The following is a 14,568-nucleotide window of genomic DNA, read 5'->3' as shown; positions in this document are numbered from 1 at the left end:
GGCAGATTTCAGATACTGAAAGTTGAAAAAATGTCTTATTCTTTTATTTTAATAATTTTTTGAGGAGCTAATAAAGAGCAGTTAACATTTACTTTGTCTAATATAATCGATTATTTACGATAAGGATTAAATGGAAAAAGTAAAAGACCTACAAATTGATTCAGAGGCAGAGAAGATAAGTAAAATTTGTAAAGCACTCGGACATCCTAGACGAATTCAAATAATGACACTTTTATGGAAGAAAGACAATAGAACTTGCGGTGAAATTGTTGAATTAATTCCGCTGGCACAATCGACAATTTCAAAACATTTATTGGAATTGAAAAAAGCAAATCTGATCAATATTAAAAACGAAGGCAAAAAAACAATTTACTCGATTGAAGCAGCAAACATACAAGTACTCAAAAAATATTTGACTAGTTATCTTTCCACAATTGAAATTTCTGAAGAAAAAAAGGAAACTGTCTTGACAACTACACATAAAGTAAGGAGAGGAAATAGTCATTTAAAACAATACAATTATCAATTTCCGAATAAAAAGAGAAAAGAATTGAAGATCTAAGTCAAAGTAACTCGCGATGAGTTCCTATTATGATTAAAAAATTAATCGAACTATAACAAAACTTTATACTTCAAATTAAGTAGTTGCGACTAAACTTTGTAACTTTGCAACTCAAAAGTAAAATTTAAAAGACAAGAATATGTATCCACAAGAAATGGTAAAACCTATGGAAGCTGAATTAACAGCTGCTGGTTTTCAAGATTTACATAGTGCTGAAGCTGTAGATAACGCTATCAAAGCTGAGGGTACCACTTTAGTTGTTGTAAACTCTGTTTGCGGGTGCGCTGCAAGAAATGCACGTCCAGGAGCAAAAATGAGTTTAGAAGGAGCAAAAAAACCAGATCACCTTATTACAGTTTTCGCTGGTGTTGACAAAGAAGCTGTTGATGCTGCAAGACAACATATGTTTCCTTTTCCTCCATCATCGCCTTCTATGGCTTTGTTCAAAAACGGAGAATTGGTTCACATGTTAGAGCGTCATCACATCGAAGGCCGTCCAGCTGAATTAATCGCTGAGAATTTGCAGGATGCTTTCAATGAATTCTGTTAATTAGGTTCAAAGAAAAAAAGGTACAGAGGTACAAAGATTTAAAAGCACTATAGAAATATAGTGCTTTTCTTTTTTATTGAATGTTATAAAACTTTGAATCTTTGTTGCCTTGAACCTTTGCAACGAGTAAAGCCTTTGCAACTTTGAACCTTTTTCCTTACTTTTGCACCTTTAAAAAAATATTCTTAACTTAAAACTGTTTATAGCATGCAACTGTACAACACTTTGAGCGCAGAAGAAAGAGCTATCATGATCGATGATGCCGGTAAACAACGACTAACGTTGTCTTTCTATGCGTATGCCAAAATTGAAGATCCCAAAAAATTTCGCGATGATTTATTCCGTGCCTGGAATAAGCTTGATGCTTTAGGCCGAATTTATGTTGCCAATGAAGGAATAAATGCTCAAATGAGTATTCCTGAAGAAAATTTGGAAGCTTTTAGAGCAACTCTGGAAGTGTATGATTTCATGAAAGGCATTCGTTTGAATGAAGCAGTAGAACATGATGACCATTCATTTTTAAAATTAACAATCAAAGTTCGTCACAAAATTGTTGCTGACGGTTTAAATGATGATACTTTTGATGTTACCAATATAGGCGTTCACTTGAAAGCCAAAGAATTCAATGAAATTCTTGACGATCCAAACACTATTGTTGTTGATTTTAGAAATCACTACGAAAGTGAAGTAGGGCATTTTAAAAACGCAATAACTCCAGATGTTGAGACATTTAGAGAGAGTTTGCCAATAATCAATGAACAGCTTCAAAACCATAAAGAAGATAAAAATCTGGTAATGTACTGCACTGGCGGAATTCGCTGCGAAAAAGCAAGTGCTTACTTTAAACACCAAGGTTTCAAAAACGTTTATCAATTAGAAGGCGGAATCATTAATTACGCTAAACAATTGAAAGAAGAAGGCCTAGAAAGTAAATTCATTGGGAAAAACTTCGTATTTGACAATCGTCTTGGCGAAAGAATCACAGATGATATTATCTCACAATGCCATCAATGCGGAAAACCTTGTGATAACCATACCAATTGTGAAAACGATGGTTGTCATTTGCTATTTATTCAATGTGATGAATGTAAAGCAGCAATGGAAAATTGTTGTTCTACAGAATGTCTCGAAATTATCCACATGCCTTTGGTTGACCAAGTTCGCTTAAGAACTGGGAAACAGGTAGGAAATAAAGTTTTCAGAAAAGGAAAATCTGAAAACTTAAAATTCAAACATTCAGGAGAGTTGCCAGAAACTGCTTTGGCTACAGCCCAAAAACCAGCCGATATTCGTCAGAAAGTAAAAGTTAAAAAAGTACTTCTTGGAAAAGCAGAACATTATTATGTAAAAGCGCAAGTGGCTCAATTTGCTATTGAAAATCAAGAATTAAATGCTGGCGATAAAATCTTAATTTCTGGACCAACTACCGGAAATCAGGAAATGATTTTAGAAAAACTAATTGTGAACGGGGCAGAAACTCAAACTGCTAAAATTGGTGATAAGGTTACTTTTGAGGTTCCATTTCGCATTCGTTTGTCAGATAAATTGTATAAAATTGTAAATTAGCATAAATTTTTATGCTGATTTATTTATGTCACAATCTTTTACCAAATTATGGATTCATGTAATTTGGGCAACCAAAAAACGTCAGGAATTAATCGATTTTTCAATTGAAAAAACATTGTACGATTTCATTTGGCAAGAGTTAACTGAACTCGGATGTCCTGTTAGAATCATAAATGGAATGCCCGATCATGTGCATGTTTTATTTTTACAAAATCCACAAAAAACCATCACAGATATTGTAAAGCAAATTAAAGGAAGTTCTTCTCATTTCATAAATAGAGGAGAATTTATCCTGGAAAAATTTGCTTGGCAAACTGGTTTTGGTGCTTTCTCTGTCAGTGAATCTCAGTTAGAGGCAGTCTACAATTATATAAAAAATCAAAAACAGCATCATCTTAAGAAAAATGGACAAGATGAATTTGATGATTTTGTAAGATTGCATGGAATGGGAGAGAAATGATTGTCTTACACGTTTCCCGTGGTTGAAACCACGGGTTATGTTTAAAAACAGGGCAGAGAAAAACATAGCCTGCGGTTTTAAACGCAGGAACACAGAGGTTATCCACAACGATTGTAAATTATGCAATATTTATCGGGATTAAAATGTGTTCATCTATACGTTTCCCGTGGTTGAAACCACGGGTTATATTGAAGATACGGAAGGAAAAATATAGCCTGCGGTTTCAACCGCAGGAACACAGAGAATATCCACAACGATTGTAAATTTTGCAAGGTTTATCGGGATTAAAAATGTTTCCATCGACACGTTTCCCGTGGTTGAAACCACGGGTTATATTGAAGATACGGAAGGAAAATATAGCCTGCGGTTTCAACCGCAGGAACACAGAGAATATCCACAACGATTGTAAATTATGCAAGGTTTATCGGGATTAAAATGTGTTCATCGATACGTTTCCCGTGGTTGAAACCACGGGTTATATTGAAGATACGGAAGGAAAAATATAGCCTGCGGTTTCAACCGCAGGAACACAGAGCGTATCCACAACGATTGTAAATTTTGCAAGGTTTATCGGGATAAATATGTTCATCGATACGTTTCCCGTGGTTTAAACCACAGGTTATATTGAAGATACGGAAGGAAAAATATAGCCTGCGGTTTCAACCGCAGGAACACAGAGAGTATCCACAGCGATTGTAAATTTTGCAAGGTTTATCGGGATTAAAATGTGTTCATCGATACGTTTCCCGTGGTTTAAACCACGGGTTATATTGAAGATACCGAAGGAAAAACATAGCCTGCGGTTTTAACCGCAGGAACACAGAGAGTATCCACACCGATTGTAAATTTTTGCAAGGTTTATCGGGATTAAAATGTGTTCATCTACACGTTTCCCGTGGTTGAAACCACGGGTTATATTGAAGATACGGAAGGAAAAACATAGCCTGCGGTTTCAACCGCAGGAACACAGAGCGTATCCACAACGATTGTAAATTTTACAAGGTTTATCGGGATTAAAATGTTTCCATCAATACGTTTCCCGTGGTTGAAACCGGGGGATATATTGAAAAAGATGTTTAGCCAAACAGTGGGTTACTTCGAATAACTTTTAAATTATAGACTATGATATAAATCATAGTAATCTAATCTATACCCATATTATTTTTGTCAATTGTTAGATAACTGGTTCGAAAAACATATTATCGGAATAATAAAATCAAAAATGACAATTACCAACAAAATTGAACTCATGGCTCCCGCTGGGGACTTTGAGTCGCTTCAGGCTGCGTTAGATAATGGCTGTGATTCAGTCTATTTTGGAGTAGAACAGCTTAATATGCGCGCACGTTCAACTGTGAATTTTACTATCGAAGATTTAAAAGAAATTGCCAATCGTTGCGAAGCCAAAAACGTTCGAAGCTATCTTACTTTAAATACCATTATTTACGATCACGATCTGTCGGTTGTAAAAACATTATTGACAAAAGCGAAAGAAGCCAATATTACCGCGGTAATCGCATCGGATCAGGCCGTAATTGCGATGGCGCGATCAATTGGAATGGAAGTTCACATTTCAACTCAATTGAATATTACTAATATTGAAACCATTAAATTCTACAGCTTGTTTGCCGATACGATGGTTTTAAGTCGTGAATTAAGTTTGCGTCAGGTAAAGAGTATCACAGATCAAATTGAGAAAGAACAGATTAAAGGACCAAACGGAAACTTAGTAGAAATCGAGATTTTTGGCCACGGAGCTTTGTGTATGGCGGTTTCAGGGAAATGTTATCTGAGTCTGCATTCTCACAATTCCTCTGCAAATCGTGGCGCATGCAAGCAAAACTGTCGAAAAAAATATACCGTTATCGATCAAGAAACGGGTTTCGAAATTGAATTGGATAACGAATACATGATGTCGCCAAAAGATTTATGTACGCTTGATTTCTTAGATCAGGTTATCGATTCTGGAATTAAGGTTTTAAAAATCGAAGGTCGTGGCCGTGCGCCGGAATACGTAGCAACAGTCATTAAAACCTATCGTGAAGTGATCGATGCTTATTATGATGGGACTTTCTCAAAAGAGAAAACTGCAGTTTGGATGGAAGCTTTGAATACCGTTTACAATCGTGGTTTTTGGTCAGGTTATTATTTGGGACAAGAATTAGGAGAATGGAGCAATATTCCTGGATCTGCAGCAACTCAAAAGAAAGTTTATGTTGGAAAAGGAACACATTATTTCCCGAAAGCCGAGATTGGACAATTCAAAATTGAAGCTTATGATATTAAAGTCGGAGATAAAATTTTAGTAACAGGACCAAGTACAGGAGCGCAGGAAATGATTATCGATGAAATGTTTGTAAATGATGTTGCTGGAGAAAAAGCAACAAAAGGAGACGATTGTACATTCAAGCTTCCGTTTAGAATCAGAATGTCGGATAAGCTATATAAAATAGTTGAGGCATAATGGTTATTATTACTTTACAGAGAGAAAAATGTATTGGTTGTAATTATTGCGTCGAAATGGATCCCGTGCATTTTCAAATGTCAAAGAAAGACGGTAAATCGGTTTTACTGCATTCGCACAATGCAAAAGGCTTTTTTACTTTAAAATCGCCTAATCATGCCATTGTAGAAAGTTGTGAATTGGCTGCAAAAGCATGTCCAGTTAAGATTATTACAGTTAAGGAAACTTAGAAATAAAAATTCCCCTGTTTGTAACTAGTAAACAGAGGAATTTTTTTAAATAACAGAGGAAATTAAATTCCGATTTTAGCATTAATATTATGTTTGTCTACATATGCCTGCGCAACATTCATCAATTTAGTGAACTTTGCATCTATATCTTTTTGAGTTGATGCATCGAACTCGGCAATTGCTTTTTCAATTTGTTCAGATGAAGCTTTCTCATCTTTCATTTTAGCAATTGGCAAATAACCTTCTTTTTGTTTGGCAATGGCATACGAAAATAAGTCTTTTGATGCCTGAAGAAGTTCTTTATTGTCATCATCTTCTTCTATTTCCTGAATTTTTTTTAATTGAGTTTCTAAGTTAGCGATGTCAAATTTAAAATAATCATAATAAGAAGACGGAATCATCTTTTTTTGGCTTTCATCATAAATTTGAGGTTCAGATTCCAGCTTATAATTGATGTCTTTACTTCCAAAGCGAGATAACAAATTCGAGTTTAAAGCAGCAATTTCAAAAGTCTTTTCTGGAGAAAGATTTGTACATGAAGTGGCAATTAAACTTACAGCGATTAATACGAATGCTATGGATTTATTTAAAGTGTTTTTCATTTTTAATTTTGTTTATTATTTATCCTTTTAAAATTTTACTTTTCTCAGTTTCAAATTCTTCCGAAGTTAAAATTCCGGCATCCAGAAGTTCTTTCAAATCTAATAATGCTTTTTTCTTCCCTTCCATAGAATTTCCTGAATCTGATTTTTGCGGTTCTTCTTTCTGAATTGGAGTAATAACAGTTCCCGAAGGAGCATATTTCAAAATCAATTCTGTAATTTCAGTGAAACCTTTTACATTCGAATAGTCAATTGCTTTTTGCTCTTTTACGTTTACAACTGAAGCGTCGGCTTTATTGTCTAATAAATATTTTACAACATCTTTCTTTCCGTTTGCAGCGCTGTAATGTAAAGGCGTGTTTCCAGATTCGTCCTGAATATTAATATTGGCACCAGCTTCAATCAGCAGTTTTACCATGCTTAGATTACCCTTTTTGGTAGCAACATGCAAAAGACTTTCTCCGCCATAGGTGTAAGAATTGTTAAGCGTAAAACTAGATTCGTTAGAAATATTGGTTGCACTGACAATCCAATCCAGATAATCATTCATTGAAGAAGTATCGCTCGCCAAAGGTTTGCTGTAATTGACATCAACGCCGTTTTCTAAAAATAAAGACACAATTTCCTTTTGATTATTCGCGCAAGCATACCAAATAGGAGAGTAACCATTATTGTTTGATGCGAAAACATCTGCCCCTCTTTCTACTAACAATTTGGCGAGCATTCTATTCGTTTCATAACACGCAATTAAAAGAGCATTTTCTCCCGAATGATTTATGTGATTGATGTCTGCACCATTGTCGAGAAGTAAAGTCACCATCGGGATTGATTTGGTGTAACAAGCGTAAATCAAAGGTGTATTTCCTTGTTTATCGGTTACATTTATATCGGCTCCTTTGTCTAAAAGCAAGTGAATAATTTCTCTGTTTAGTTTTGCAGAAGCTAATAACAGGGGAGTTTCTCCATTGTTATTCAGTAAATTAACATCAGATCCGGCTTCAAGCAACTTTGTTGCAATTTCGATTTGAGCGGTTTGAGCAACCAAATGTAACAGACTATTTCCGTATTTATCATTTTTAGTAATTTCCGCACCATTGTCCAACAGATACAAAGCCGTTTGTTTTTGTTTTTGAAGACAAGCAAAGAACAAAGGCGTTTCTCCCTGATGATCTTCGTAATTAATATCGGCTCCGTCTTCAGCCAATATTTTCACAATATCCAGATAACCTCTGTGTGCGGCATAATGAAGAGCAGTTCTGCCTTTTTCATCCGTATATTTTACATCTACTTCTTTGTTTTGAAGCAGCAATTCGGCTATTTTTCGATTGCCGTTTTCACAGGCAATTATAAATGACATTGACATATATGTGGTATTTTGTATAATTCAGTTATTATGATTTCATTAAAAGCTCGACCGTTTTAATTTTCAAATTATCTCCAGAAGCCAGCATTAAGGCGGTTTCATCTTTATCATTCGTAATAGAAATATCGGCACCCTGCTCTAATAACAATTTTACTTTTCGATAGGTTTCTTTAGCCATTTCAGCATCATAGTTCACATTGTAAGCGCAGACTTTATGCAAAATAGTATTTCCCTGATTGTCTTGTTCATTCACATCCATTGAAACATTTTCCAAAACCGATTTTAAAATATCCGATTTCTTTTCTACAATAAAATCAATTCCCGATTTTGGCTGACCGTAATATTGCGCGCAGAAATTGACATCGGCACCATCAGATAATAATCTTTCCAAAAATTTAATATCGCTTGGAGATCCAGAAACAGAACTTATAAAATTAGTGAATAAGGTTCGACCGTCTTTGTTCACAATATTAAAATCGGGTGAAGAAACTGTTGCCAGTGCATCGTACATATCATACGAAAACTGTTCGGCAACAGCGTAATAAAAAACAGTGTTGTTGAGGTTATCGGTTTCGTTGGCATCAGCTCCATTTTCCAATAAGAAAGGAACAAATTCTTTTTTGCTTCTTTTAACAGCGCACATTAAAGGGGTTGTTCCCACAATATTTTTTTCGTTGATATCGACACCATTATCCAAAAGTATAGAGAGATATTCTTTAGTCTTCTCAGTATCTGTGCTGTAGGTATTCAGAACGATGTAGATGAAATTTTCTCCGGCATTGTTTTTATATTGCGTATTCGCTCCAAAATCATCGATAAGTATTTTTATGACTTTTGGTGAAGCGCCTTTTTCAAAGAGATATCCAAGTAGTGTTTTATCGCTGATTTCATCATTGATATTATCCATTTTTGACATCAATTCTTTAAAAAAAGCCAGTGATTCTTCATCGTCTTTGAGATAGAGTGCCAATGGAGCAAAAATCGATTTGTCGAAACTGTCCAATTCGTAAATATCAGTTTCAATAACGCCGGCTTTGATTAATTTTTCAATAAAATCAATTTCTTTGGCGTCAATAATTTTTCCTGCTATTTGCGAAAAATTGTTTTTAAGATATTGTTCGTTAAAGGTTTCGCCGTTATTTAGGCATTCTCTGGCCTCGTCAAATTTTCCCTGAAAAAGGAAACTTTCAATCTGGTTTTGTGTCTGCATTTGAAGTGGTATTTAAAATGAAAGATTGTGTTTGATAAAACCAGTATCGATAATTGCTGGCTTCACGAACTATGTTGTAAGATAAAACATAAAATTGAGAAATATATTTTAGGATAAAAAGTAAAAAGACTTAAAATATTCCCATTTAAAAGCAAAACCCTATTCTGGATGTATAGAATAGGGTTTTTAAAATTTTAAGCGAATGCTTTTATTATTCTGAAACTTCAAGTTCATCAAAATCTTTAATTTCAGATAACTTAGTGAGTTTGGTTTTGCTGATTTTGGTTACCGTTTTTTCAAAAACTTCATCACCGCTTTCTGCATTTTCATTAGTATTTACATTGACTATTTTGGTTCGGGTTAAAAAGTTGATACTTACATCAGAATCAATTACAGGACCGTTACTGCTCGTAGAATCATAGCCAATAAGTTCGAAATCATTGTTTTGAAATCTGAAAGTATAAGACCAATATCCATATCTGCCATGGCCGTAATGTATATTTAGTTTTCCTTTTTCTATCTCAACAGATAATTCTGGAGCAAAATAAACGCCGCCGTCTTCATTTTCAGAAGAAAAGCAGTCATAGTTTTTAACTGCCAGTTCATAACTGTTATTTTTATTGAAGAGTACAATAATTCCTCTTCGGTTTCGGTCTAATTGGCCGCGATAATCGTCTTTTATAACTTTGCTTTTATCGGTGCCTTTTATAACAAGCGCGCAGTCTTCAGATCCGTCTTTATTCAAATCTCCATAAATAGTATCAAAAATTACATAACCTTTTGGAACAAAATCTACTGGATTTTTTTTGGTTTCTACTGTAGAAGCTGAGGTTTCAGTAACTTCTTCAGGATTATTTAAAGTTTCTACGGTCGTAGTGGTTTCTTTTTTGTCTTTGCAGCCAAATACTCCGGCGAGAATTAAAAGAACACTGATTAGAGATAAATATTTATTCATAGATTAGTTTATTTTTTTGTTTTGTGATTTCTATTTAATTTGAGATGTGCTAGGATTTAACTTATAAAAATGTAAATGTATTTTAAAAAGAGATCATTATAAATTCTTTTAAATATTAAAATGAAAATTTTTTGGTAAAAAAAGCACGTTTTTTTATTTAACACCCCTTTAGAATTAATCTATAAATAGCCAAATAAAAAAAATACTATCTTTACCGATCAAACGTTTATGAACTTAAGCTGCGTTTTAGCAGCACTACATATATAATTATGGCATGTACAAGTTGTTCAACCTCAGATGGCGGCGCACCAAAGGGTTGTAAAAATAATGGGACTTGCGGCACCGATAGCTGCAATAAATTGACGGTTTTTGACTGGCTTTCGAACATGAGTCCGTCTAATGGAGAGACGATTTTTGATTGTGTTGAGGTACGTTTTAAAAACGGACGTAAGGAATTTTTTAGAAATTCAGAGAAATTAACTTTAAGTATTGGTGATATTGTTGCAACTGTGGCTTCACCAGGACATGATATTGGAATTGTGACTCTTACAGGCGAATTGGTAAAAATTCAAATGAAGAAAAAAGGGGTGAATTACGAAAGTAATGATGTACCTAAAATTTATAGAAAAGCATCTCAAAAAGATATTGATATTTGGTCTGTAGCGCGTGATCGCGAAGAACCAATGAAAGTTCGTGCCCGTGAATTGGCAATTCAGCATAAATTAGAAATGAAAATTTCGGATATCGAATTTCAAGGAGATGGATCTAAAGCAACTTTTTACTACACAGCCAATGATCGTGTCGATTTTAGAATGCTAATTAAAGATTTTGCCAAAGAATTTAGTACAAGAGTAGAGATGAAACAAGTTGGTTTCCGTCAGGAAGCGGCTCGTTTAGGCGGAGTTGGTTCTTGCGGACGTGAACTTTGCTGCTCGACTTGGCTTACGGATTTTAGAAGTGTGAATACTTCGGCAGCTCGTTATCAGCAATTATCATTGAATCCGCAGAAATTAGCGGGACAATGCGGTAAATTAAAATGCTGTTTAAACTATGAGTTAGATACTTACATGGACGCATTAAAAGATTTTCCAGATTACGATACCAAACTGGTTACGGAAAAAGGAGATGCTGTCTGCCAAAAACAAGATATTTTTAAAGGATTAATGTGGTTTGCTTACACCAACAATTTTGCAAACTGGCATGTTTTAAAAATTGATCAGGTAAAAGAAATTATTGCTGAAAACAAACAGAAAAACAAAGTTTCATCTTTAGAAGATTTTGCTGTTGAGGTAGTTTCAGAACCAGAAAAAGACTTTAATAATGCGATGGGACAAGAGAGTTTAACTCGTTTTGACCAGCCGAAAAGAAAGAAAAAACCAAATCGCAAACGCAAAAATACCGAATCTGCAGGTGTTGCTGCTCCGCCAAAACCGCAGCAGGAAAAAAGCAGCAATATTATTAAGCCTGCTGGAAACAATAATCAGAATAATAATAATCCAAACAAGCAGAATAAGCCAAATAATCCAAATAATCCAAATAAGCAAAATCATAAGAACAAGCAAAATCCGAATAAACAAAACAATTCGAATAAGCAGCAGTCAAATGATAACAAATCTGCTGAACCTAGAAAACCAATAATTAATGCTAAAAATGAGAATAAAAAATAGCGGAATTCTTCTTTTGGCAGCGATACTTCTTTTTTCGTGTGATAAAAAAAGAGTATTCGACGAGTATAAATCTGTTGGAAGTGCCTGGCACAAAGACAGTATTATAAGCTTTGATCTGCCTGTTTTAGATTCTACAAAAAAGTACGATTTATTTGTTAATATAAGAGACAACAACAATTATCCGTTTAATAATTTGTTTTTAATTGTCGCTATTGAAACGCCAAGCGGTTTTACAAAAGTTGATACTTTGCAATATCAAATGGCAGCGCCAGACGGAACTTTATTAGGAAATGGATTTACGGATATTAAAGAAAGTAAACTATTTTATAAAGAAGATGTGAAATTTAAAGGAACATACAAAGTTCACATCAAACAGGCCGTGAGACAGTCGGGTAAAATTCCAGGTGTTGAGGCTTTAGAAGGTATTACAGACGTTGGTTTTAGAATAGAACAAAAAGATTAGAAAAATAGTTATGGCTGCTAAAAAAAACAATCAATCAAAAAGCGTTAAGGATATTAATTACTATAAAAAGAAATTCTGGCGGGTTTTTGCCTACTCATTACTTGGAGTTCTAGCTTTCTTTTTATTTGCCTCTTGGGGATTATTTGGAGCTATGCCTTCATTTGAAGATTTAGAAAATCCAGATTCTAACCTTGCAACAGAAATTATCTCTTCTGATGGGGTTGTAATTGGTAAATATTTCAAAACCAACAGGTCTCAGCTTAAATATTCCGATTTGCCTAAAAATCTGGTAGATGCATTAGTTGCTACAGAAGATGCCCGTTTTTACGAGCATTCTGGAATTGATGGACGCGGAACTTTACGTGCGGCCTTTTCTTTGGGAACCAATGGAGGAGCAAGTACATTAACTCAACAACTTGCTAAACAGTTGTTTCACCGTGGAGGATCTAGCTTTTTGCCTTTTAGAATAGTACAAAAGATAAAAGAATGGATTATTGCCATTCGTCTAGAACGACAATATACTAAAAATGAGATATTAGCGATGTACTGCAACGTGTATGATTTCGGAAATTATGCTGTTGGAGTAAGTTCGGCTGCCCAAACTTATTTTTCAAAAGACCCTAAAGATTTAACCATAGACGAATCGGCTATATTAGTTGGAATGTTTAATAACTCCTCTCTTTATAATCCGTTGAGAAATCCTGTTGGGGTTAAAAACCGTCGTGATGTCGTGCTTGGTCAAATGGTAAAAGCAAAAATGATTACGGAAGCTCAAAAAGAAAAGTACAAAGCTTTACCAATTTCTTTGAAATTTAAGCTGGAAAGCCACCGTGAGGGTATGGCAACTTATTTTAGAGAATACCTTCGTGATTACATGAAAAAATGGATGTCTGAAAATAAAAAACCAGACGGTTCTGATTATGATATTTATAAAGACGGGCTTAAAATCTATACTACGATAGATTCTAGAATGCAGATGTACGCAGAAGAAGCTGTTTCAGAACACATGAAAAACCTGCAGCAACAGTTTTTTATTGAAATGAAAACCAATAAAAATGCTCCGTTCGTAAATATTACGAAAGCTGAAACAGACCGAATCATGATGCAGGCAATGAAGAATTCTGTTCGCTGGGCACAAATGAAAGAAATGGATAAAAGTGAAGATGATATTATCGCTTCATTCAAAGTAAAAACCAAAATGCGTGTATTTACTTGGAAAGGAGAACGTGATACCATCATGACACCGCTGGATTCTATTCGTTACTACAAGCACTTTTTACAATCTGGTTTAATGGCTATGGAGCCTCAAACCGGAGCAATTAAAGCTTGGGTTGGAGGAATCAACTATAAATATTTCCAATACGACCACGTAGGACAGGGAGCAAGACAAGTAGGTTCTACATTTAAACCATTTGTATATGCAACTGCAATCGAAGAATTAAATATGTCTCCTTGTGATTCTATTCTTGATGGTCCGTTTATGATTCACAAAGGGCGTCACCACGTAACTGAAGACTGGGAACCAAGAAACTCAGACAACAGATACCGCGGAATGGTAACTTTAAAACAAGGTCTTGCGAATTCGATCAATACAGTTTCGGCTAAATTAATTGACAGAACAGGTCCAGAAGCTGTTGTAGAATTGACTAAAAAATTAGGGGTAAAAACAGAAATTCCAGTGCAGCCGTCAATTGCTTTAGGTGCAGTTGATATTACGGTTGAAGATATGGTGGCTGCTTACAGCACATTTGCCAACCAAGGAGTTTATGTAAAACCTCAGTTTTTAAGCAGAATCGAGAACAAAAGCGGTGAGGTTATTTATGAGCCAATTCCAGAGTCTCATGACGTTTTAAATAAAGATATTGCCTTTGCAGTAATCAAATTACTTCAAGGAGTTACAGAAACTGGTTCTGGAGCACGTTTACGTACCCAAGGCGGTGGAAGCGGAGACAATCGTTGGACGGGTTATCCGTACATGTTTAAAAACCCAATTGCAGGTAAAACAGGAACAACACAAAATCAATCAGATGGTTGGTTTATGGGAATGGTTCCTAACTTAGTAACTGGAGTTTGGGTTGGATGTGAAGATCGTTCGGCACGTTTTAAAAGTTTAACATACGGACAAGGTGCTACTGCAGCTCTTCCGGTTTGGGCTTACTTTATGAAAAAATGTTACGCAGATCCTGGACTTCAAGTTTCTAAATCTGAGTTCGAGCGTCCGGCAAACCTTTCTATAAAAGTAGATTGTTATGCTAGACCTGCAATTGTTAAAGATACTACACAAACAGAACAAAATACTGATGAATTTGAATTGTAACAATGTTGCAATAAAACTCATCTAATTAAAAATCATCCCTTTACCGTTCTTTAAAAGAATTGTAAAGGGATTTTTATTTCGGTTTTATTTTTACGAAATCGTTATAATTTAATCTAAAAATCTTATTTTTATCAAAATTATTAGACAATAAAGACAGTT

The 14,568-nt window shown here is 34.8% G+C and carries 13 protein-coding genes; 9 read left to right on the top strand and 4 right to left on the bottom strand.

From position 1 onward, the window contains the following. The first annotated feature begins 130 nt into the window (after nt 1–130). The 6 genes from HYN86_RS04115 (at nt 131) to HYN86_RS04090 (ending at nt 5,832) form a co-directional block, all read left to right on the top strand. Complete coding sequence (locus tag HYN86_RS04115; protein ID WP_113676898.1) at nt 131–562, top strand: ArsR/SmtB family transcription factor; 432 nt, start codon at nt 131–133, stop codon at nt 560–562. Between the two features lie 139 nt (nt 563–701). Further along, a complete protein-coding gene (locus HYN86_RS04110) occupies nt 702–1,112 on the top strand; it encodes a BrxA/BrxB family bacilliredoxin (protein ID WP_057115385.1) in 411 nt (136 codons plus the stop codon). Nucleotides 1,113–1,319: 207 nt separating this feature from the next. Further along, nucleotides 1,320–2,678, top strand: coding sequence for an oxygen-dependent tRNA uridine(34) hydroxylase TrhO (gene trhO, locus HYN86_RS04105; RefSeq protein ID WP_113676897.1), 1,359 nt, complete (start codon nt 1,320–1,322; stop codon nt 2,676–2,678). Nucleotides 2,679–2,703: 25 nt separating this feature from the next. Then, on the top strand, nt 2,704–3,138 hold the full coding sequence (gene tnpA / locus HYN86_RS04100) for an IS200/IS605 family transposase (RefSeq protein ID WP_113676896.1): 435 nt from the start codon (nt 2,704–2,706) through the stop codon (nt 3,136–3,138). 1,222 nt (nt 3,139–4,360) lie between these two features. Next, nucleotides 4,361–5,602, top strand: coding sequence for a peptidase U32 family protein (locus HYN86_RS04095; RefSeq protein ID WP_113679847.1), 1,242 nt, complete (start codon nt 4,361–4,363; stop codon nt 5,600–5,602). Further along, nucleotides 5,602–5,832: a ferredoxin gene (locus HYN86_RS04090; RefSeq protein ID WP_113676895.1), complete on the top strand. Its 231-nt coding sequence runs from the start codon at nt 5,602–5,604 to the stop codon at nt 5,830–5,832. Before HYN86_RS04095 ends, HYN86_RS04090 begins: the two co-directional genes overlap by 1 nt. Before the next feature lie 62 nt (nt 5,833–5,894). Here HYN86_RS04090 and HYN86_RS04085 read toward each other — a convergent pair whose 3' ends face one another. The 4 genes from HYN86_RS04085 to HYN86_RS04070 all read right to left on the bottom strand — a co-directional run bounded on the left by HYN86_RS04085 (nt 5,895) and on the right by HYN86_RS04070 (nt 9,962). Then, nucleotides 5,895–6,434 (bottom strand): hypothetical protein, encoded by a 540-nt coding sequence (locus tag HYN86_RS04085; RefSeq protein ID WP_113676894.1) that lies wholly within the window; start codon nt 6,432–6,434, stop codon nt 5,895–5,897. 19 nt (nt 6,435–6,453) lie between these two features. Beyond that, nucleotides 6,454–7,797, bottom strand: coding sequence for an ankyrin repeat domain-containing protein (locus HYN86_RS04080; protein WP_113676893.1), 1,344 nt, complete (start codon nt 7,795–7,797; stop codon nt 6,454–6,456). A 28-nt stretch (nt 7,798–7,825) separates the two neighbouring features. After that, entirely contained in the window at nt 7,826–9,007 is a 1,182-nt protein-coding gene (locus HYN86_RS04075; protein ID WP_113676892.1) for an ankyrin repeat domain-containing protein, read from the bottom strand. A gap of 211 nt (nt 9,008–9,218) precedes the next feature. Further along, nucleotides 9,219–9,962 carry a hypothetical protein gene (locus HYN86_RS04070; RefSeq protein WP_113676891.1) on the bottom strand — a complete coding sequence of 248 codons (744 nt, stop codon included), beginning with the start codon at nt 9,960–9,962 and terminating at the stop codon, nt 9,219–9,221. Nucleotides 9,963–10,231: 269 nt separating this feature from the next. On the opposite strand from HYN86_RS04070, the gene HYN86_RS04065 reads away from it, so the two are divergent. The 3 genes from HYN86_RS04065 to HYN86_RS04055 are packed head-to-tail and all read left to right on the top strand — an operon-like array spanning nt 10,232 to nt 14,409. Continuing rightward, nucleotides 10,232–11,629, top strand: coding sequence for a PSP1 domain-containing protein (locus HYN86_RS04065; RefSeq protein WP_113676890.1), 1,398 nt, complete (start codon nt 10,232–10,234; stop codon nt 11,627–11,629). Next, nucleotides 11,613–12,092 (top strand): gliding motility lipoprotein GldH, encoded by a 480-nt coding sequence (locus HYN86_RS04060; RefSeq protein ID WP_113679846.1) that lies wholly within the window; start codon nt 11,613–11,615, stop codon nt 12,090–12,092. Before HYN86_RS04065 ends, HYN86_RS04060 begins: the two co-directional genes overlap by 17 nt. A gap of 10 nt (nt 12,093–12,102) precedes the next feature. Further along, complete coding sequence (locus HYN86_RS04055) at nt 12,103–14,409, top strand: penicillin-binding protein 1A (RefSeq protein ID WP_113676889.1); 2,307 nt, start codon at nt 12,103–12,105, stop codon at nt 14,407–14,409. Nucleotides 14,410–14,568: the final 159 nt, after the last annotated feature.

It is taken from the genome of Flavobacterium fluviale (assembly GCF_003312915.1).
Taxonomy (GTDB): Bacteria; Bacteroidota; Bacteroidia; order Flavobacteriales; family Flavobacteriaceae; genus Flavobacterium; species Flavobacterium fluviale.
This window is presented reverse-complemented; position numbering and strand designations above follow the sequence as displayed.